Annotated in this window: 17 protein-coding genes; 7 read left to right on the top strand and 10 right to left on the bottom strand. The window is 70.7% G+C overall.

Annotated features, from left to right (window positions below):
- Positions 1-234 precede the first annotated feature (234 nt).
- Entirely contained in the window at positions 235-1,797 is a 1,563-nt protein-coding gene (locus tag ACFVTR_RS04595; RefSeq protein WP_387035145.1) for an amino acid permease, read from the bottom strand.
- Between the two features lie 224 nt (positions 1,798-2,021).
- Here ACFVTR_RS04595 and ACFVTR_RS04590 point away from each other — a divergent pair, with 224 nt between their 5' ends.
- The 5 genes from ACFVTR_RS04590 to ACFVTR_RS04570 are packed head-to-tail and all read left to right on the top strand — an operon-like array spanning position 2,022 to position 7,154.
- On the top strand, positions 2,022-3,389 hold the full coding sequence (locus ACFVTR_RS04590; protein ID WP_387035143.1) for a glutamine synthetase family protein: 1,368 nt from the start codon (positions 2,022-2,024) through the stop codon (positions 3,387-3,389).
- Between the two features lie 31 nt (positions 3,390-3,420).
- Entirely contained in the window at positions 3,421-4,203 is a 783-nt protein-coding gene (locus ACFVTR_RS04585; RefSeq protein ID WP_387035141.1) for a gamma-glutamyl-gamma-aminobutyrate hydrolase family protein, read from the top strand.
- Complete coding sequence (locus ACFVTR_RS04580) at positions 4,200-5,555, top strand: aldehyde dehydrogenase family protein (RefSeq protein ID WP_387035139.1); 1,356 nt, start codon at positions 4,200-4,202, stop codon at positions 5,553-5,555. Before ACFVTR_RS04585 ends, ACFVTR_RS04580 begins: the two co-directional genes overlap by 4 nt.
- Before the next feature lie 24 nt (positions 5,556-5,579).
- A complete protein-coding gene (locus ACFVTR_RS04575) occupies positions 5,580-6,371 on the top strand; it encodes a 3-oxoacyl-ACP reductase (protein WP_387035137.1) in 792 nt (263 codons plus the stop codon).
- A 9-nt stretch (positions 6,372-6,380) separates the two neighbouring features.
- The gene (locus ACFVTR_RS04570) at positions 6,381-7,154 is read left to right on the top strand and encodes a FadR/GntR family transcriptional regulator (protein ID WP_387035135.1); all 774 of its coding nucleotides are present in this window, start codon (positions 6,381-6,383) and stop codon (positions 7,152-7,154) included.
- Between the two features lie 28 nt (positions 7,155-7,182).
- On the opposite strand, the gene ACFVTR_RS04565 is transcribed toward ACFVTR_RS04570, so the two are convergent.
- Complete coding sequence (locus ACFVTR_RS04565; RefSeq protein WP_387035133.1) at positions 7,183-7,500, bottom strand: hypothetical protein; 318 nt, start codon at positions 7,498-7,500, stop codon at positions 7,183-7,185.
- A gap of 137 nt (positions 7,501-7,637) precedes the next feature.
- Here ACFVTR_RS04565 and ACFVTR_RS04560 point away from each other — a divergent pair, with 137 nt between their 5' ends.
- Positions 7,638-8,924, top strand: coding sequence for a uracil-xanthine permease family protein (locus ACFVTR_RS04560; RefSeq protein ID WP_387035131.1), 1,287 nt, complete (start codon positions 7,638-7,640; stop codon positions 8,922-8,924).
- A 304-nt stretch (positions 8,925-9,228) separates the two neighbouring features.
- Here the strand turns inward: ACFVTR_RS04560 and ACFVTR_RS04555 are convergent, their stop codons facing one another.
- From ACFVTR_RS04555 to ACFVTR_RS04525, 7 genes are all read right to left on the bottom strand, one after another.
- Positions 9,229-10,707, bottom strand: coding sequence for an NCS2 family permease (locus ACFVTR_RS04555; protein WP_387035129.1), 1,479 nt, complete (start codon positions 10,705-10,707; stop codon positions 9,229-9,231).
- 91 nt (positions 10,708-10,798) lie between these two features.
- Entirely contained in the window at positions 10,799-11,143 is a 345-nt protein-coding gene (locus ACFVTR_RS04550) for a peptidase (protein ID WP_387035127.1), read from the bottom strand.
- Positions 11,140-12,318 carry an anion permease gene (locus ACFVTR_RS04545; RefSeq protein ID WP_387035125.1) on the bottom strand — a complete coding sequence of 393 codons (1,179 nt, stop codon included), beginning with the start codon at positions 12,316-12,318 and terminating at the stop codon, positions 11,140-11,142. The genes ACFVTR_RS04550 and ACFVTR_RS04545 overlap by 4 nt, the downstream gene beginning before the upstream one ends.
- A gap of 57 nt (positions 12,319-12,375) precedes the next feature.
- Complete coding sequence (locus tag ACFVTR_RS04540; protein ID WP_387035124.1) at positions 12,376-12,852, bottom strand: 8-oxo-dGTP diphosphatase; 477 nt, start codon at positions 12,850-12,852, stop codon at positions 12,376-12,378.
- 2 nt (positions 12,853-12,854) lie between these two features.
- Positions 12,855-13,886, bottom strand: a complete 1,032-nt coding sequence (locus ACFVTR_RS04535) for a 6-phosphofructokinase (protein WP_376940878.1) — start codon at positions 13,884-13,886, stop codon at positions 12,855-12,857.
- 281 nt (positions 13,887-14,167) lie between these two features.
- Positions 14,168-16,291: a DEAD/DEAH box helicase gene (locus ACFVTR_RS04530; protein ID WP_387035122.1), complete on the bottom strand. Its 2,124-nt coding sequence runs from the start codon at positions 16,289-16,291 to the stop codon at positions 14,168-14,170.
- 214 nt (positions 16,292-16,505) lie between these two features.
- Positions 16,506-17,237 (bottom strand): ZIP family metal transporter, encoded by a 732-nt coding sequence (locus tag ACFVTR_RS04525; RefSeq protein WP_387035120.1) that lies wholly within the window; start codon positions 17,235-17,237, stop codon positions 16,506-16,508.
- A 57-nt stretch (positions 17,238-17,294) separates the two neighbouring features.
- Between ACFVTR_RS04525 and ACFVTR_RS04520 the strand changes: the two genes are divergently transcribed.
- A complete protein-coding gene (locus ACFVTR_RS04520; RefSeq protein WP_387035118.1) occupies positions 17,295-17,510 on the top strand; it encodes a hypothetical protein in 216 nt (71 codons plus the stop codon).
- A 41-nt stretch (positions 17,511-17,551) separates the two neighbouring features.
- Here ACFVTR_RS04520 and ACFVTR_RS04515 read toward each other — a convergent pair whose 3' ends face one another.
- On the bottom strand, positions 17,552-19,450 hold the full coding sequence (locus tag ACFVTR_RS04515) for a DUF2207 family protein (RefSeq protein ID WP_387035116.1): 1,899 nt from the start codon (positions 19,448-19,450) through the stop codon (positions 17,552-17,554).

The raw sequence follows: 19,450 nt of genomic DNA, 5'->3' as shown, positions 1-19,450 counted from the left end.
ACCGGCCCCATCGCCTCATTCGCGCGGGATCGCCGCGCGGTCGTCGCCTCGAGCCTATCCCGCGGGGCGCGGCCGGGCATGCCGGCGGCGCGGCCGAGGCGTCCGGTTCACCGGACTCGGCGAGACGCTCTGCCCGGGGCGGCGTGCAGCGCCTGTCGGCGGCCTGGTCCCGTCGGGCGAACGGAACGGCGGCGGGCGCCCCCACGCCCGCCGCCGCCCGGTCCTGTCCTCGCGTCAGACGCGGTCGGCCTCGTCGACCCCGTCGGAGGCGAGCAGCTCGCTCTCGACGTTGCCGCCGTACCCCTCGGCCTGCGGGTCGCCGTGGAGGCCGCCCGAGACGGCGTACTCCTCCTCCGGCGACAGGATGAGCCGGTGCCGACCCCAGAGGGCGAAGATGGCGAGCATCACCGCGTAGACCACGAAGATCGCGATGATGGCCGGAACGAAGGTCGGGTTCAGCAGGAACCCGAGGAAGATGAGCGCGGCGATCACCGCGGCCACGACGGCGCCCCCCACACCCCACGGGCTGCGATACGGCCGCTTGGCGTTCGGGTACTTGCGGCGGAGGATCACGAACGCGACCATCTGCAGCAGGTAGGCGAGCACCGCGCCCCATACCGCGATGTTCAGCACGATCGCGCCGGCGACGGCGCCCGCACCCTTCTCGTCGATCTGCGCGAGCACGTCGAGCACGAGGAGAGCGGCGAAGCCGATGACGGCACCCGCGACGAGTGCGACCCACGGCGTCTGCCGCTTGCCCGTGAGCGAGAGGAACTTCGGGTAGTACCCGGCGCGCGAGAGCGAGTACATGTTGCGCCCGTAGGCGAACATGATGCCCTGGAGCGACGCGAGGAGCCCGATCAGGGCGAAGAGCGCGAGCACCGCGGCGAGTTCGTCGCCGACGATCGCCCGGAACCCGTCGAGCAGCGGCTCCCCCGCCGTGCCCGTGGCCTCGGCTCCGACGACACCGGTGTTGAGGAAGAGCACCAGCAGACCGGTCACGATGAGCGTGGCGCGAGCGATGAGTCCGGCCTTCGGGATGTCGCGAACCGGGTCCTTCGACTCCTCGGCCGCGAGCGGCAGCTCCTCGATGCCGAGGAAGAACCACATCGCGAAGGGCAGCGCGAAGAGGATGGGCAGCACGCCGTGCGGCAGGAACGCGGTCTGGCCGGGGTCGGGGGCGATGTCGAAGAGCTTGTCCCACGAGAACTGGCCGGAGAAGATCGCCATCGCGCTGAACACGAGCAGGATGGCGATCGAGATGATCGAGACGACGATCGCGAACTTGAACGAGATGTTCGCGCCTGCGGCATTGATGCCGATGAAGACCACGTAGAGGATGATCCACCACAACCACTGCGGCATGGAGAAGCCGAGCAACTCGCTCGTGATGGCATCGGCGTACGACCCCGAGAAGAAGACGATGACCGCGGTCGTCGCGACGTACTCGATCGTCTCGGCGAGGCCGGTCACGAATCCGCCCCACGGCCCCATCGCGGCGCGCGAGAAGGAGTAGGCGCCTCCGGTGTGCGGCATCGCCGAGCTCATCTCGCCGATGGAGAAGATCAGGCCGTAGTACATGACGACGAGCACCGCGAAGGCGATCAGCATGCCGCCGAACCCGGCGAAGTCGATGCCGAAGTTCCAGCCCGAGAAGTCGCCCGAGATGACGGCCGCGACGGCGAGGCCCCACAGCCCCCAGACGCCGGCGGTGCGCGTGAGCTTGCGTTTCTCGAAGTATCCCGATTCGGCGGTCGTGTACTTCACGCCCGAGACCTTCAGGGTGTCTTTCGCCATCACAGGGCTCCCTTGCTCTCATCGCGCACGCAGGGGGCGGGCGCGGGATGCGATGCGTTGGTGAGGACTCTACGACTCCCAATGGTCGCTCGTACAGACCTTTTTCGACGGATCTTCAGAAGGCGCTCACGGGATTGCTGGGATGCAACGAACACGAGCGACGTATCGGTGTGATGTAATGGTCGGCACAAGCGACCATTCACCGACTCGATGCGGAGCCACGGATGACGACACCGACCGGATACCTGAGCCTCGACGAGCTGCGGGGGGCGATCGCGGAGGGCGCGGTCGACACCGTGATCGTCGCGTTCACCGACATGCAGGGCCGGCTCGTCGGCAAGCGCGTCTCGGCGAGGCTCTTCCTCGAGGACGTCGCCGAGCACGGGGCCGAGGCCTGCAACTACCTCCTCGCGGTCGACGTCGAGATGAACACCGTCGACGGCTATGCGATGTCGAGCTGGGAGCGCGGCTACGGCGACATGGTGCTCGTGCCCGACTTCGCGACGCTGCGCGCGGCGCCCTGGCTCGAGGCCACTGCCCTCGTCACCGCCGACCTGCGCTGGCTCGACGGCTCGCCCGTCGAGGCGTCGCCCCGGCGCATCCTGCAGCGCCAGCTCGAGCGCCTCGCCGAACGCGGCCTCACCGCGTTCGTCGGCACCGAGCTCGAGTTCATCGTGTTCGACGACGGGTACCGCGCCGCCTGGCAGAAGGGCTACCGCGACCTGACCCCGGCGAGCGACTACAACATCGACTACGCGCTCCTCGCCTCCACCCGCATGGAGCCGCTGCTCCGCGACATCCGCAACTCCATGGACGGCGCGGGCATGTACTGCGAGGGCGTGAAGGGCGAGTGCAACCTCGGCCAGCAGGAGATCGCGTTCCGCTACACCGACGCCCTCGGCACCTGCGACAACCACTCGATCTACAAGAACGCGGCCAAGGAGATCGCCGACCGGCACGGCAAGTCGCTCACCTTCATGGCGAAGTTCAACGAGCGCGAGGGCAACAGCTGCCACATCCACATCAGCCTGCGCGGCGACGGCGGCGACGCGGTGTTCGCCGATGCCGACGAGCCGCACGGCATGTCGAAGCTGTTCCGCCACTTCCTCGCCGGGCAGCTCGCCGTCATGCGCGAGCTCACACTGTTCTCCGCCCCGAACATCAACTCGTACAAGCGCTACGTCGCGGGCAGCTTCGCGCCCACCGCGATCGCCTGGGGACTCGACAACCGCACCTGCGCGCTTCGCGTCGTCGGACACGGGCACGGCATGCGCGTCGAGAACCGGGTGCCGGGCGGCGACGTCAACCAGTACCTCGCGGTCGCCGCGCTCATCGCGGCCGGGCTGCACGGCATCGAGAACGAGCTCGAGCCGGCCGAGCTGTTCGCAGGCAACGCGTACGAGAGCGACGTCGAGCGGGTGCCCGCGACGCTCCGCGACGCCGCCGAGCTCTTCGCCGGCTCGACCGTCGCGCTCGAGGCGTTCGGCGAAGAGGTGGTCGCGCACTACCTCAACAACGCGAAGGTCGAGCTCGCGGCGTACGACGCCGCCGTCACCGATTGGGAGCGGGTCCGTGGCTTCGAACGTCTCTGAGCCGGGCGAAGTCGAAGGGACCGGGGGGCGCATGGGGGGCGGTACGGATGCCGCGGCGGCGACGCCGATCGCGGCATCCGCACCGGTGATCGGGGTCACCACCTACCTCGAGCAGGCGCAGACCGGCGTGTGGGACGTGCCCGCCTCGTTCCTCCCGAAGGTCTACCTCGATGCGGTCACCGACGCCGGCGGCATCGTCGTGCTGCTGCCGCCGCAGCCCGCCTCCCCCGAGATCGCCCACCGGGTGCTGTCGACGCTCGACGGCCTCATCGTCTCGGGCGGCGCCGATGTCGACCCCGCCCGCTACGGGCAGGTTCCGCACCCCCGCACGGGTGCCCCGCGCCGCGACCGCGACGCCTGGGAGGACGCGCTGCTCACCGCCGCGATCGAGGCCGAGCTGCCGTTCCTCGGCATCTGCCGCGGCGCCCAGATGCTCAACGTCGCCCTCGGCGGCACCCTCGTGCAGCACCTGCCCGACGTCGTCGGCAGCGAGGCGTACCAGCCGGGGCCGGCCGTCTTCGGCGAGGCCACCGTCGCCGTCGATCCGGGCAGCCGCCTCGCCGCGACCCTCGGCGAGGCCTCCGATGCGCTGCCGGTGCACCTCTACCACCACCAGGCCCTCGACGACCTGGCCCCCGGGCTCACCGTCACGGCACGCACCGGCGACGGCGTCATCGAAGCCGTCGAGCTCGACGCGGTGCCGTTCGGGATCGGCGTGCAGTGGCATCCCGAGGAGAACGCGGCGGATCGCCGCCTTTTCGCCGGCCTCGTCGAGGCCGCCCGCGACCACCGCACGAAGAGGACCGAAGCATGACGCACACCATCGTGAACCCGGCCGACGGATCGATCGTCACGTCCGTGACCGCCTCGAGCCTCGAGGAGACCGACCTGGCGATCGCCCGCGCGGCCCGCGCCCAGCGCGGCTGGGCGGCGCTCGCCCCGGCCGACCGCGCCCGGGCGCTGCGCCGCTTCGCCGCGGCCGTCGACTCGGCCGTCGAGGAGCTCGCGGCCCTCGAGGTGCAGAACTCGGGGCATCCGATCTCGCAGGCCCGGTGGGAGGCCGGTCACGTGCGCGACGTGCTCGAGTACTACTCGGCGGCGCCCGAGCGGCTCTTCGGCCGGCAGATCCCGGTCGCGGGCGGGCTCGACGTGACCTTCCAGGAGCCGCTCGGCGTCGTGGGCGTGATCACCCCGTGGAACTTCCCGATGACGATCGCCGCGTGGGGCTTCGCCCCGGCCCTCGCCGCGGGCAACGCGGTCGTGCTGAAGCCCGCCGAGTGGACGCCGCTCACGAGCCTCCGGCTCGCCGAGCTCGGCCTCGAGTCGGGGCTCCCCGAAGGGCTCTTCCAGGTGATCCCCGGCCGCGGGTCGGTCGTCGGCGAGCGCTTCGTCACGAACGAGACCGTGCGCAAGGTCGTGTTCACCGGCTCGACCGAGGTCGGCAAGCGCATCATGGCGGGCTGCGCGGACCAGGTGAAGCGGGTGACCCTCGAGCTCGGCGGCAAGAGCGCGAACATCGTGTTCGCCGACGCCGACCTCGAGAAGGCGGCTGCGACGGCACCCTCCGGCGTGTTCGAGAACGCCGGGCAGGACTGCTGCGCCCGCAGCCGCATCCTCGTCGAGCGCAGCGTCTACGAGCGCTTCATGGAGCTCCTCGAGCCGGCGGTGCAGGGCGTCCGGGTCGGCGATCCCGCCGACGAGTCGACCGAGATGGGACCCCTCGTCGCCGCCGCGCACCTCGAGCGGGTCCGCTCCTTCGTGCCCGACGACGCCGACGTCGCCTTCCGCGGCAGCGCCCCCGCCGGCGCCGGATTCTGGTTCCCGCCGACGGTACTCACCCCCGCACGCGATGCCCGTGCGGCCCGGGAGGAGATCTTCGGCCCGGTTGTCGCGGTATTCCCCTTCGACGACGAGGCCGACGCGATCGGCTTCGCGAACGCGAGCGAGTACGGCCTCTCGGGGTCGATCTGGACCCGGGACCTCAGCCGGGGCATCCGGGTCGCCCGGGCCGTCGAGTCGGGCAACCTCTCGGTCAACTCGCACTCCTCGGTGCGGTACTCGACGCCCTTCGGCGGCTTCAAGCAGTCGGGACTCGGCCGGGAGCTCGGCCCCGACGCCCCCCTCGCCTTCACCGAGACCAAGAACGTCTACATCGCCGTCGACTGACGGCCCGACCCGACAGGAACAGCCATGCCAGAACTCCCCCGCATCGACCTCACCCAGCGCCTCGCCGGCCGCGTCGCCGTCATCACCGGCGGCGCCTCGGGCATCGGACTCGCGACCGCGAAGCGGTTCGCGGCCGAGGGCGCGACGGTCGTCATCGGCGACATGGATGCCACGGCGGGCCCCGCCGCGGCCGAGCTCGTGGGCGGCCTCTTCGTCCAGGTCGACGTCACCGACGAGGCGCAGGTGAACCACCTCTTCGACGAGGCCGCCCGGGTGTACGGGTCGGTCGACGTCGCGTTCAACAACGCGGGCATCTCACCGCCCGACGACGACTCCATCGAGACGACCGAGCTCCCCGCCTGGCAGAAGGTGCAGGACGTGAACCTGAAGTCGGTGTACCTCTGCTCCCGTGCAGCGCTCCGGCACATGGTCGCGCAGGGGCGGGGCTCGATCATCAACACGGCCTCGTTCGTCGCCGTGCTCGGCTCGGCGACCTCGCAGATCTCGTACACGGCCTCGAAGGGCGGCGTGCTCGCGATGAGCCGCGAGCTCGGCGTGCAGTTCGCGAGGCGGGGCGTGCGCGTGAACGCCCTCTGCCCCGGCCCCGTGAACACGCCGCTGCTGCAGGAGCTCTTCGCGAAGGACCCCGAGCGGGCGCAGCGCCGGCTCGTGCACATCCCCGTCGGTCGATTCGCCGAGCCGGAAGAGCTGGCGGCGGCGGTCGCCTTCCTCGCGAGCGACGACGCCTCGTTCATCACCGGCTCGACCTTCCTCGTCGACGGCGGCATCAGCTCCGCCTACGTCACTCCGCTCTAGGCTCGAAGCATGGACGAGACGGCGGGCGGCCAGGCGGCGGGCGACGAGGCGGTTCCGACCGAGGTGCTGCGGGCGAGCCTCCTGTTCACGCCCGCGCGTCCTGCGAACGCGTTCGAGGAGACGGTGCAGCGCCTGCTGCAGTCGATCCGGCTGGGTCTCATCGGGCCGGGCGAACGCCTCCCGGCCGAGCGCGAGCTCGCCGCGATGCTCGAGGTGAGCCGCGACACCCTCCGCGAGGCGATCGGCTCACTCGCCGATGCGGGATGGGTGGTGTCGCGACGCGGCCGGTACGGCGGCACCTTCGTGTCCGACGAGCTGCCGGCCGCGCTCCCCGCGAGCCCGGCCGCGACGGGCGACCCGCGGGCCGCCGCCGCACACCTCGAGGACACGCTCGCGCTGCGCGCGGTGATCGAGGTCGGCGCGACGCGGCGCGCGGCCGAGAGCGAGTTGTCGGCCAACGACCGCGAACGGCTCTGGCAGGCCTACGAGGAGTGCCGCACGGCCACCGGCGAGCAGTACCGCATGGCGGACTCCCGCCTGCACCTGCTCATCGCCGAGGTGCTCGGCGCGCCGAGCGTGATCCCGCTGGTGGCCGATGTGCGCATGCGGGTCAACGAGCTCCTCGACGGCATCCCGCTGCTCGCGCCGAACATCGCGCACTCGAACGAGCAGCACCGGGCGATCGTCGGGGCGATCCTTCGCGGAAGCCCCGACGACGCCGCCAGTGCGATGGCCGAGCACCTCGACGGCACCGAGGCGCTGCTGCGCGGGTTCTTCGCCTGAACTCAGAGCCTGAACTCAGGGCCTGGACTCAGAGGAAGGCGAACGGCAGCATCACGAGGCCGAAGACGGCCGCGCCGATGCCGACGAGCACCGCGCCCGCGAGGATGACCGCGTTGAGCACGATGCCCCAGATCGCCATCGTGCGAGCGGCGGGTTCGCGCTTGAGCGCCAGGATGCCGAGCACGAGGCCCGCGATCGGTACGACGAAGCTGTAGCCCGCCACGATCGAGACGAGGCCGAGCACGAGGCTGGCGATGCTGAATCCGCGCGACTCCGCGAGCGGCGCGGCAGCGGGGTGCGGCTCCGCGTACGGCGCCTGGGTTGCGGTGTCGGTGACGGTGGTCATGAGATGTGCTCCTGTTCGTGAGTACCCGTTCGTGGGTATGACTCCACGTTATGGTCGCGGCGCGGCCTCCGATATGGGGCTATCCCCCCGGTACGATCTGATGGATCCCCACCCTCGACTCCCCTGAACGGAGCAGCATGACTCTGCCCTGGACCCTGCACGGCGACGGCAAGAACGTCAACCCGGGCGAGGTCGTCGCCCCCGGCGAACGCCTCAGCTGGCCCCGCACGATCGGCCTCGGCGCACAGCACGTCGTCGCCATGTTCGGCGCGACCTTCCTGGTGCCGATCCTCACGGGCTTCCCGCCCGCGACGACGCTGTTCTTCTCGGGCCTCGGCACGATCCTCTTCCTCGTGATCACGAAGAACCGGGTGCCGAGCTACCTCGGCTCCTCCTTCGCGTTCATCGCCCCGATCAGCGCCGCGATGGGTGCGAAGGGCATCGCCGACCCGATGGGCGCCGCGCTCTTCGGCATCGTCGTCGTCGGCGTGCTGCTCGCCCTCGTGGGCCTCCTCGTGCAGTGGGTCGGCACTCGATGGATCGACGCGCTCATGCCGCCCGTCGTCGCCGGTGCGATCGTGGCCCTCATCGGCTTCAACCTCGCCCCCGCCGCGAAGAACAACTTCATGCTCGCCCCGCTGACCGCCCTCATCACGCTCGCGGCCGTGATCATCGCGAGCGTCGCCTTCCGCGGCATCCTCGGGCGCATGTCGATCCTCGTCGGCGTCGTGATCGGCTACATCGCGGCCGCGATCCAGGGCGAGATCGACTTCGCCCGCATCGAGGACGCCGCGTGGATCGGCCTGCCGACCTTCCACCTCGCGGCGAACCCGTTCGCGGACTCGGCCGTCTGGGGCTTCCTCCCCGCGTTCCTCCCGGTCGTGCTCGTGCTCATCGCCGAGAACGTCGGACACATCAAGGGCGTCGCCCAGATGACCGACCCCTCGGTCAACAAGTCGACCGGCCGCGCGCTCTTCGCCGACGGCCTCGCCACGACCGTCGCCGGCCTCTTCGGCGGCTCGGGCACGACCACCTACGGCGAGAACATCGGCGTCATGGCCGCGACGCGCGTCTACTCGACCGCGGCGTACTGGGTCGCGGGCATCGTCGCCGTGCTGCTCGGCCTCTCCCCGAAGTTCGGCGAGGTCATCAACACGATCCCCGCCGGCGTGCTCGGCGGCGTCACCACGGCGCTCTACGGCCTCATCGGCATCATCGGCGTCAAGATCTGGCTCGACAACAAGGTCGACTTCTCGAAGCCGGTGAACCAGTTCACCGCCGCGACCGCGCTCATCATCGGCATCGCGGACTTCACCTTCGCGATCGGCGGCGTCTCGTTCAACGGCATCGCGCTCGGCACGATCGCCGCCATCGTGATCTACCACGTCATGAACGGCATCGCGAAGGCGCGCGGCACGAACTGACGCCTCCACGAGATCGACGGATGCCCCGGGCTGCTGCAGCCCGGGGCATCCGTCGTTTCGCAGGATCGCAGTCGGGGTCCTCGCCCGCTCCCGTGCGCACCCCGGCATCGCGAAGCCGTATCCGGCCGCACTGCGCAGGACGAGGGCGCGTTGCACCCCTCTCCGGTGCGAACACCCGCCGGGCCCTGAGAAGGTGGGCGGTCAGGGCCGTCTCGCCCACCTGCCCGGTCGAACGCGAATGCCCCGGGCTGCACTGCAGCCCGGGGCATCCATTCGATTCACGCGCCCGAGGGGCGCGGCGCGATCAGCCGGCGAAGAGCGCCTCGACCGGCCCGCGGGCGAAGTAGATCAGGAAGCCGGCGGCAACCACCCAGAGCAGCGGGCTGATCTCCTTGGCCTTGCCGCTCAGCGAGCGGATGATCACCCAGCTGATGAAGCCCGCGCCGATGCCGTTCGCGATCGAGTACGTGAGCGGCATGACCGTGACCGTGAGGAACACGGGCAGCAGCACCGAGAACTCGGTGAAGTCGATGCCCTTGATCTGCGACATCATGAGCGCACCGACGATGACGAGCGCCGCGGCGGCCACCTCGGTCGGCACGATCGAGACGAGGGGGGTGAAGAACATCGCGACGAGGAACAGGGCACCCGTCACGAGGTTCGCGAACCCGGTGCGGGCCCCCTCGCCGATGCCCGCGCCCGACTCGATGAAGACGGTGTTCGACGAGGACGAGGCGAAACCGCCCGCGACGGCGCCGACGCCCTCGACGACGAGCGCCGACTTCAGGCGGGGGAAGTTGCCCTTCTCATCGGCGAGGGCCGCCTCCTTCGAGAGACCGGTCATCGTGCCCATGGCGTCGAAGAAGTTCGTGAACACGAGCGTGAAGACGAGCATGAGGGCGGCCAGTGCGCCGATGCGCTCGAAGCTGCCGAACGAGACCTGGCCGAGGAGCGAGAGGTCGGGGACGCTGACGGGCGAACCCGAGAGCTCGGGGACCGAGAGGCCCCAGCCGTTCGGATTGGCGAGCTCGCCGTTCGCGAACTTCGGGCCGATGTTCCAGATGGCCTCGACGACCACCGCGACGACCGTGCCCGAGACGAGGCCGATGAGGATGCCGCCCTTGACCTTGCGGGCGACGAGGATGCCGGTGAGCAGGAGCGTGAAGACGAAGATGAGCGTCGGGACGGTCGCGACCGAGCCGTTCACGCCGAGGCCGACCGGCGGCGAGTTGGCGCCGGTGGCGGTGACGAAGCCGGCGTCGACGAAGCCGATGAAGGCGATGAAGAGGCCGATGCCGACGGTGATCGCGAGCTTCAGCTGGATCGGGACGGCGTCGAAGATGAGGCGCCGCAGGCCCGTGGCCGCGAGCAGCACGATGATGAGGCCGTTGATGACGACGAGGCCCATCGCCTCGGGCCAGGTGACCTGCCCGACGACCGAGACCGCGAGGAACGAGTTGATGCCGAGGCCGGCGGCGAAGCCGAAGGGCAGGCGGGCGACGAGACCGAAGAGGATCGTCATGACTCCGGCGGTGAGCCCCGTGACCGCCGAGAGCTGCATGAAGTCGAGGGTGTTGCCGTCGACGTCGACCCCGCTCGACAGGATGATCGGGTTGAGGATGACGATGTAGGCCATCGTCACGAACGTGACGATGCCGCCGCGCACCTCGGTGGCGTAGTTGGAGCCGCGCTTCGTGATCTCGAAGAAGCGGTCGACGGCGCCGGCCTGCTTCTGCTCGGTCGGGTCGGCCGGGTCGGTCGTCGGGGTGGTTGCAGTGGTCATCCGGGAACCTTCGATGAGGGACGCGCGCGGGAGCGCACGACGGGTGGTCTGGCGTGTATGGAGTTTGGGGCGGTGCGGGTGCGTGACGCGGTCAGCTGAAGATCTTGATGAGGTGGTCGCCGACGATCAGGTAGATGCCGACGAGCACGGCCACGCCGCTGACCCCGAAGCAGGCCCAGGCGCCGAAGAGCGCCGCGCGCTTCTGGCCGTCGGTGAGCGGGCTCTTCTTGGCGGCCTTCTTCGCGCGCTTCTCGGCCTGCTTGATCTCGGCGGGCGTCACGATGGTGATCGCGTCGGTGAACTCGGCCGGCGTCACGATCGGGGTGCGCCCCGAGACGGTGAGCAGGCGGATGCCGAGCGAGTAGGCGGAGACCACGGTGACGGTGCCGATGAGCGCCGACACGAACACGAGGAGGAATGCGAGCCAGTCGATCACGACGAGACCTTCTTCTTCGGCTTGGGGTTTCGCTTGATCTTCACGGCGCGGCCCGAATGGGCGACCTCGCTGACGACGTTGTGGTGCGAGACCTCGCTGCGGCGCGACCACAGGAAGATGCCGACGATCACGCCGACGCCGACGACCGTGTCGATGATGATGCCGACGACGCCCATGTGGGCGACCAGCGCGGCGAGCGCCCCGACGGCGCCCGCGGCGGGCAGGGTGAGCAGCCAGCCGACGCCGATGCGCCCGGCGGTGCGCCAGCGCACCTTCGATCCGCGGCGGCCGAGGCCCGAGCCGATGACCGAGCCCGAGGCGACCTGCGTCGTCGACAGTGCGAAGCCGACGTGGCTCGACGCGAGGATCGTCGCGGCGGTCGCGGTCTCGGCGGCGAAGCCCTGGGCCGGCTTGACGTCGGTGAGGCCCGTGCCGAGCGTCTTGATGATGCGCCAGCCGCCCATGTAGGTGCCGAGCGCGATCGCGACCGCACAGGTCACGATGACCCACCAGTACACGTCGCTGCCGGCGGGCTGGAGGCCCGCGGCGACGAGCGTGAGCGTGATGACGCCCATCGTCTTCTGCGCGTCGTTCGTGCCGTGCGCGAGCGCGACGAGCGAGGAGGAGAAGATCTGCGCGTGGCGGAAGCCGTCGCGGCCATCGGGCTTGCCGTCGTAGCGGCGCGTGATCGCATAGGCGAGCTTCGTCGCGGCGTACGCGATGAGGCCCGCGGTGAGCGGCGCGAGGATCGCCGGCAGGATGACCTTCGACATGACGACGGAGAAGTCGATCGCGCTGACGCCGAAGCCGACGAGTGTGGCGCCGATGAGGCCGCCGAACAGCGCGTGGCTCGACGAGGAGGGCAGGCCGAGCAGCCACGTGATCATGTTCCACACGATCGCGCCGATGAGGCCGGCGAAGATCAGCTCGGGCGTGATCAGCACGCCGCCGTCGCCCTCCTTGATGATGCCGCCCGAGATCGTCTTCGCCACCTCGGTCGAGAGGAAGGCGCCGACGAGGTTCAGGAGGGCTGCGAGCCCGACCGCGGTCTTCGGCTTCAGGGCACCGGTGGCGATGGGCGTGGCCATCGCATTCGCCGTGTCGTGGAAGCCGTTCGTGAAGTCGAAGAAGAGCGCCAGCGCGATGACCAGCACGACGATGAGGGTGAGATCCACCGGCGTCTTTCTTGCGAGAGGGAAGAGTTCACCTGGATTTCAGGAACCCCGACGATCCTACGCGACCGATGAGTGCTCCGTCACCACCGTGGCGAGATCCTCGCCGAACACGAAGGTACGGCGCACCGTTCCGCCCGCGAGCACGCCGGGAAGCCACCGCTTGGCGTCGTCCCACATCTCGTCGAAGGGCACATCGGCGAGCGCGAACCACTCGGGGTCGAGCTCGTCGGATGCCACGGGGTCGCCCTCGAAGCGGCGGCCGACGAACACGCTCGACTCCTGGCTCCACGACTCCCGGAACGGGAAGTGGTAGCTCAGGAGGCCGCGCGGCTCGAGATCCCCGGGGGCCACGGCGAGGCCCGATTCCTCGAAGACCTCGCGCACCGCGGCATCCACCGCTGCTTCGCCCGGTTCGAGCTTTCCGCCGAGCCCGACGTAATAGCCCTCGCCCAGGCCGTGCTTCTTGCGCCCGAGGAGCACCTCGGTGACCCCGTCGCGTTCGCGCAGGAGGTAGCAGACGCAGACCTGGTACATGGTCAGCCGAAGAGGACGCGCGCCTCGTCGTAGCGCGACTGCGGCACGCTGTTGAGCGTGCCGACGGCCTCCGCGATCGACACGGTCTTGATGTCGGTGCCGCGGAGCGTGACCATCGACCCCCACGCGTGGTCGTAGACGGCGTCGATCGCGGCCATGCCGAGGCGGGTGGCGAGCACGCGGTCGTACGCCGAGGGCGCGCCGCCGCGCTGGATGTGGCCGAGCACCGTCGCGCGCGACTCGATACCCGTGCGCTCCTCGATCATCGGGGCGAGGATGTCGGCGATGCCGCCGAGGCGAGGGCGGTTGAACGCGTCGAGGCCCTTGTGCGAGTGCGCCTCATCCATGCCCTCGAGCGTGAAGCCCTCGGCGACGACGACGAGCGGAGCGCGGCCGCGGTCGCGCACCGACTCGACCCACTCGCAGATCTGCTCGATCGACTGCGGCTGCTCGGGGATGAGGATCGCGTGCGCTCCCCCGGCCATGCCGGAGTGCAGGGCGATCCAGCCGACGTGGCGACCCATGACCTCGAGCACCATGCAGCGGCCGTGCGAGTCGGCGGTCGTGCGCAGGCGGTCGATGGCCTCGGTCGCGATCTCGACGGCGGTGTCGAAGCCGAAGGAGTAGTCGGTGGCCGCGAGGTCGTTGTCGATCGTCTTCGGCACGCCGACGACGTTGATGCCGCCCTCATCGTGCAGGCGGCGCGCGGCGGTGAGCGTGCCCTCGCCGCCGATCGCCATGATCGCGTCGATGCCGTGCTTGTCGAGCATGCGCTGGATGTTCTCGGGACCGCCGCCCTCGCCCTCGAAGGGGTTGGTGCGGCTCGAGCCCAGGATCGTGCCGCCCTGCTTCGCGAGGCCGCGCACGTCGTGACGCACGATCGGAACGATATCCTCTTCGACGACGCCGCGCCAGCCGTTGCGGAACCCGACGAACTCGGTGTCGTACGAGATGACGCCCCGGAGGACGGCACCGCGGATGACGGCGTTGAGCCCGGGGCAGTCGCCACCAGAGGTGAGCATTCCGATCTTCATGACGCGTTGGACTCCTTGCTGTGGAAGAAATCGTCGCTGGAGCCGCTTCATCGGGGCACGACTTCGGGAAGTCTAGCGAACCTCGACTCTCGTGCGGCGGCTCGGAGGCAGCCTCGAATCAAGCTCGCCAGAAGCCGCAAGCTTCGCGCCAGCCGGGGGCGGCCGGGACCCGATCGTTCCGCCGATCTTCGCCCTTCCCGGTCGCGGGAAGGGCGAAGATCGACGGATCGACTGTTCGTGGACGCGGGAATGCCTCCGCGCGCCGCGGAAGCGGTCGGCCGCTACAGCGCCCCGTCGAGCGCCTGGCGGAGCAGGTGCTGCAGCGCGTCGAGCTGCACCGAGTCGGCCGAGCCGGGCTCGACGTCCTGGCCGTCGAGGGCGCGGGCGGCGAGGCCCTGCTTCGAGTCGATGAGCTCGGCGATGCGGGCGTCGATCGTGTGCGCGGCGATGATGCGCCACGCGGTGACCGGCTCCTCCTGGCCGATGCGGTGCACGCGGTCGATCGCCTGCGTCTGCTCGGCGGCCGTCCAGCTGAGCTCGGCGAGCACGACGTTCGACGCGGCCTGCAGGTTCACGCCGACGCCGGCCGCGGTGAGCGAGCAGACCGCCACCGAGACCTCGGGGTCCTTGTTGAACGCGTCGATCGCCGCCTGGCGAGCGAGGGCCGTCTGGTCGCCGCGCAGCGACACCGTGCGCAGCTCGCGCGCGGCGAAGGCCGCCTCGGCCTGGTCCATGACGTCGATGTGCTTCGCGAAGAACACGACCTTGCCCACCGATCGGGCGAGCTGGGCCGCGTAGTCTGCGGCGAGTCCGGCCTTCGCCTGGCCGATGCGGCGCACCATCGTGAAGACGTTCTCGCCCGACTTCGACGACTTCGACTCTTCGAGCTCGGCGCTCGCGACGGCCCGGATGAACTGGTCGCGCGTGTCCTCGTCGAGGTCGCCGACCTTGAGGTGGCGGGCTTCGACGAGCGCGCGGAAGCGCGAGGCGAGGCGGTTGCCGAGCTCGCGCTCGGCGGCCCGCACGGAGCGGCCGAGCTCGTCGTCGAGTTCGACGGGCAGGTCGGCTATGCGCTTGGCGGGCAGGTCGGCCGCGACATCCACCTTGCGACGACGCACGATGCCGAGGTCGATGACCGTGCGCCGCGCCTCGGAGTAGAAGCCGGGCTCGGCGGGGGTGAGCCCCGTCTCCTCGAGCTTCGCGAGCAGCTCGGCCGAGGGCTTGTCGCCGTCGATCCAGCCGAGGAACTTCCAGATGGCGCGGAAGTCGTCGACGTCGTTGATGAGCGGGGTGCCGGTGAGCGCGAGCAGCAGCGGGTTGCCGCCGGGCGTCGACTTGCGGATGCGCTCGGCGAGGGCGAGCACGTTCCTCGAACGCTGCGACTGGAGGTTCTTGATGAAGTGCGCCTCGTCGACGACCATGCCGCGGAAACCGAGCGTCGACAGCCACGCCATGTGCCGGTCGAGCACGTCGTAGTTCACGATGACGACGTCGGCGAAGGCGTCGAGGGTGTCGCCGTCGCCGTGGATCACGGTCGCCCGGCGGTGCGGGGTCCACCGTTCGACCTCGCGCGCCCAGTTCATCTTCACGACGTTCGGCACGACCGCGAGCAGCGGGTACGCGTCCGCGACGGATGCCGCGAGCACCGACTGCGCGGTCTTGCCGAGGCCCGGCTCGTCGGCGAGCAGGAACGCCCGGTGGCCCTCGCGGGCGCTCTCGATGAAGCGCGCCTGGTGCTTCATGAGCTCGAGGCCGCGCGGCGACAGCCGGTCGGCCTTCGGCGCCTCGGGCAGCTCCATCGAGGCGGCCTGGCCGCCCGAGCCCTGCTCGAACGACTTGAAGAGGGGGCCGAGCAGCTCCCAGTTCGCGAGCCGGCGCACCGGCACGAGAGGCGCGGCGGGCTTCGAGAAGTCGGGCGCGAGGAAGGGGTTCGCAAGCTGGCGCGACTTCACCGACGCGGGGATCACCTGGTTCTCGGAGACCTCGATCTTCGCCTCGGGCTCTCGGGTGATGATGAGCTCGTCGGGGCTGAGCTCGGCGCCCGACTCGAGCAGCCAGTCGCGGCGGAACCGCTGCGCGACGGTCGAGATCGAGGCATCCGGTTCGAGCAGCTGGATGAGGCTCGTGTCGCGGGCCGCGGTCTTCGCGAGGATCTGCGCGATGCCGTCGAGGCGCTTCAGGAGCTCGCCGCGCGCCGCGTCGCCGATCTCGGCGTCGGCCTTCACCCGGGCCCGCTCCTCGCGCATCAGCAGCGCGATGACCTGGAACTTGGTGCGGTTCGTCGGGCCGAGCTTGCCCTTCTGCGCCTTCTGCTCGACCTCTCGCACCTTGCGGGCGAGGATCGGGATGATGGGTGCTTCATCGTCGCGCGAACGCGTACGCTGCCGCTGCCTCGTCTGGGCCATGGTCCTCCCGTTTCCTTCGTGCCGTGCCCGGCACGCCCCCTCGGCACCACGCGGTGGTCGAGCCCGCACGCTGCGGCTCGGATGCCGCGCGGCGCGGTACGCCGAATCCCGAACCGAGCAGCGGCGAGCGGGGCTCGCACGGTCGGCCGAAGAACGGATTCGTCGGGCGCGATCCCATTCTAGCGGGCGGGAGACCCCTGACGGGAAACCGACGTCACCCGACGACGTGCACGGCGTAGCTGAGCAGGAAGCCCGCGGTCGCGAGGAGCCCCGTGAACGCGTGCGCGGTGCGGAACGCCTCGGGGATCATGGTGTCGCAGATCATCGCGAGGATGGCCCCCGCCGCGATCGCCGTGATGAAGGCCGTGAGCTCGCCCGGGGCGTCGTCGAGCAGCACGTACCCGGCGAGCGACGCGAGCGCGCTCGCGAGGGCGATGCCCGCCCACAGCACGAAGACGTAGGTGCGCGACCGACCACTCTCCTTCAGCGCGGCGGTCGACGACAGCCCTTCGGGGATGTTCGAGATCAGGATGGCGACGAAGACCGGGACGCTCACTCCCCCGCCGCCGACCATGCTGAGCCCGAGCACCGCCGATTCGGGGATTCCGTCGAGGAGCGCGCCGACGGCGATGCCGGTGCCGGTGCCGGGGTCCTGCCCGGTGCCGCGCGGGTTGCGCTTGTCGAAGCGGTCGAGCAGCTGGTTCGCGAAGACGTAGACGATCGCCCCCGCGGCGAACCCGCCGACCGTCGGCCAGAAGCCGCCCTCCTGCTGCGCCTCGAGCACGAGGTCGAAGGCGAGCGCCGAGACGAGCACGCCCGATCCGAACGCCATGATCGACGCCACGACGCGCGTCGGCACCCTCACGTACCAGGCGATCACGGCTCCGAGGAGGAGCGCGCCGCCGGCGAGGAGGCCGGCGACCCCGGCGAGGATCCAGTCGGGCATGCTGCGAGCATAGGGCCGGGACTACCCGATCGGCGTCGACGCGCCTACCCTTGAGACATGGACGAGCTCGCGGGGGCGGGCGCGGAGTTCGCGCCCGAGGACGACGATTTCACGGTCTCGCAGGACACCGAGTTCGACGAGGCCGACGAAGCGCACGACGACGACGAGCGCTCGCTCGACGACGTGCTCGACGAGGAGGTCGAGGGTCTCGACGCCGAGCGTCGGGTCGATCTCAGCGACGAACGGGCCGCCGCGACGGGCGACGCCGAGTAGCGACGGCGCGACGCGACGGCGCCGTCACGGACGTGCCCTCCTCAGACGCCGCCGCCACCGCCGCCACCGCCACCGCCGCCCGACGACCCGCCGCCGCCCGAGCCGCTCGACGACGAGCTCGCGCTCGACCCCGACCACGAGCTGTTCGACGAACTCGAGAACGACGCGACGCCCGCGGCGAAGTAGGCCGCGTTGAAGCCGCTGCTGCCCGAGTACCAGTCGGGTTGACGGCCGAGCTGCTCGTACAGCACGGCGAGCTCGCGGCTCCAGTCGCGTTCGAAGCCGAACAGCACGGCGTACGGCAGCAGCCGCTCGTTGAGCTTCAGCACCTGGCCGAGGTCGTTCGTGTCGACCCGGAGGGCGCCGCCCGGGCTCTGGAGCACGCGGATGCGATCGGCCTCGGCGAGGCGGATGTAGACCCGCAGCCCCTCGAGGTGGTCGTGCAGCTCGCGCCCGCGCTCGGTGAGCGGCCGGACCGACGCGACGAGCCCGATCGCGAGCAGCGCCGCGAGGATCGCCACGATGAAGCAGAGCGCCGGCCAGGCGCCGCCCATCACCGAGGTCAGCGCGACGATGCCGAGCACGAAGCTCGCGACGGCCGCGAGGCCGGCGCCGACCGCGAGCCCGATGCGGAGTCCGACGTCGGGACTGCGCCGGAGCCCCGAGGCCACGACCCCGCTCGACACCCGCTGCCGGATCGCGAGCAGTCGCTTGCCGAGCGCCGTGTCGCTCGACTTCATCTCGCGGACGGCGCCCGGCCGCGGCGGGCTGCCGAACAGCGCCTCGACGACGGCACGGGCATGCTCGTCGCCCGCCGACCCGCCGCCCGTGAACTCGGCGGCGTAGCGGCGCGACCCCGTCTCGACGATGCGGAGCTCGCCGGCGACGGCGCGTTCGAGCACGGTCGCGGTGACCCCCTTCGACATGCTCCCCACGAGCTCGGCGGCGACGAACGCCGAGACGCCCGCCGGCGGCTCGTACTGCGCGATGATCGTGCCGCGCCCCGGGTGGTTGCGCCAGCGGCCGAGCCTGAAGGCGAGCGCGACGGCCGCGAGCACCGCGGCGACCACCGCAGCGACCGCACTGCCGATCGCCGCGGGCGACGACCAGAACGCGTCGTCGCGCGGCACGACGGTGCCCGGTTCGAATGCGACCGCGAAGCTGAGGTTCTCGTAGGGCCCGACCTCCGCGGCCTCGGCCTCGACGACCGCCCCGCCGTCGACGGCCTGGCTCGTCATCGCGTCGCACGGCTCGGTCGACCCCGACCACCCGCGGTAGCACGCCATGTCGCCGGTCATCGCCTCGGCGAGCTCGGCCGAGAGGCGCAGTTCGCTGCGCACGACGCCGAAGGGCTGCGCCCATCCGGTGCCGTTGACGTCCCAGTAGATCTCGTCGATCTCCGCGTCGTCGGGCACGTGGGTGACGTTGTGCATGCGGTAGTGGAACACGTACGTCTGCGCGCCGTGCACGAAGTCGTCGGCGCGACTCGTGACGAGCAGGAACTCGTCGTCCTCGTCGGCCTCGGTCTCGTACGGGCGGGGTGCGCCCGAGGCATCCGTCACCGATTCGACGACGAGGTCGACCGGATGCCCGTCGTAGTGCAGCGGGATCGCCCGCCGGATGCCGCGGTTCTGGTCGATGTCGGGGAACACGGCGACGAGCGTCTCGGTGACCTCCATCACCGAGCGGCCCTCGTCGTCGAGCGAGAGCTCGTAGACCGCGTCGAAGGAGTCGAACACGAAGTCGTTCGTGTCGGGCTCGTCGGCGAGCAGTGCGACGGCCGGCGGTGCGGCCGCCGCGACCGGCGTGGATGCCGCGCGCTCCCCCGCCACCGCGGACGACGCGCCGGCGGCGCCGGCCAGGAGCAGGGCGAACGAGGCGGCCGAGAACGCGGCGGCGAGTCGCGCGACGCGGGCGCGGCGGGCGGGGCGACGGGGCAT

Source organism: Agromyces sp. NPDC058126 (genome assembly GCF_042884595.1).
In the GTDB taxonomy this organism is placed as follows: domain Bacteria; phylum Actinomycetota; class Actinomycetes; order Actinomycetales; family Microbacteriaceae; genus Agromyces.
This window is presented reverse-complemented; position numbering and strand designations above follow the sequence as displayed.

Bases quoted from the DNA above. Each gene is read 5' to 3' on its own strand.
- ACFVTR_RS04595 (WP_387035145.1), bottom strand. From the start codon at position 1,797: ATGGCGAAAGACACCCTGAAGGTCTCGGGCGTGAAGTACACGACCGCC.
- ACFVTR_RS04590 (WP_387035143.1), top strand. From the start codon at position 2,022: ATGACGACACCGACCGGATACCTGAGCCTCGACGAGCTGCGGGGGGCG.
- ACFVTR_RS04585 (WP_387035141.1), top strand. From the start codon at position 3,421: ATGGGGGGCGGTACGGATGCCGCGGCGGCGACGCCGATCGCGGCATCC.
- ACFVTR_RS04580 (WP_387035139.1), top strand. From the start codon at position 4,200: ATGACGCACACCATCGTGAACCCGGCCGACGGATCGATCGTCACGTCC.
- ACFVTR_RS04575 (WP_387035137.1), top strand. From the start codon at position 5,580: ATGCCAGAACTCCCCCGCATCGACCTCACCCAGCGCCTCGCCGGCCGC.
- ACFVTR_RS04570 (WP_387035135.1), top strand. From the start codon at position 6,381: ATGGACGAGACGGCGGGCGGCCAGGCGGCGGGCGACGAGGCGGTTCCG.
- ACFVTR_RS04565 (WP_387035133.1), bottom strand. From the start codon at position 7,500: ATGACCACCGTCACCGACACCGCAACCCAGGCGCCGTACGCGGAGCCG.
- ACFVTR_RS04560 (WP_387035131.1), top strand. From the start codon at position 7,638: ATGACTCTGCCCTGGACCCTGCACGGCGACGGCAAGAACGTCAACCCG.
- ACFVTR_RS04555 (WP_387035129.1), bottom strand. From the start codon at position 10,707: ATGACCACTGCAACCACCCCGACGACCGACCCGGCCGACCCGACCGAG.
- ACFVTR_RS04540 (WP_387035124.1), bottom strand. From the start codon at position 12,852: ATGTACCAGGTCTGCGTCTGCTACCTCCTGCGCGAACGCGACGGGGTC.
- ACFVTR_RS04535 (WP_376940878.1), bottom strand. From the start codon at position 13,886: ATGAAGATCGGAATGCTCACCTCTGGTGGCGACTGCCCCGGGCTCAAC.
- ACFVTR_RS04530 (WP_387035122.1), bottom strand. From the start codon at position 16,291: ATGGCCCAGACGAGGCAGCGGCAGCGTACGCGTTCGCGCGACGATGAA.
- ACFVTR_RS04525 (WP_387035120.1), bottom strand. From the start codon at position 17,237: ATGCCCGACTGGATCCTCGCCGGGGTCGCCGGCCTCCTCGCCGGCGGC.
- ACFVTR_RS04520 (WP_387035118.1), top strand. From the start codon at position 17,295: ATGGACGAGCTCGCGGGGGCGGGCGCGGAGTTCGCGCCCGAGGACGAC.
- ACFVTR_RS04515 (WP_387035116.1), bottom strand. From the start codon at position 19,450: ATGCCCCGTCGCCCCGCCCGCCGCGCCCGCGTCGCGCGACTCGCCGCC.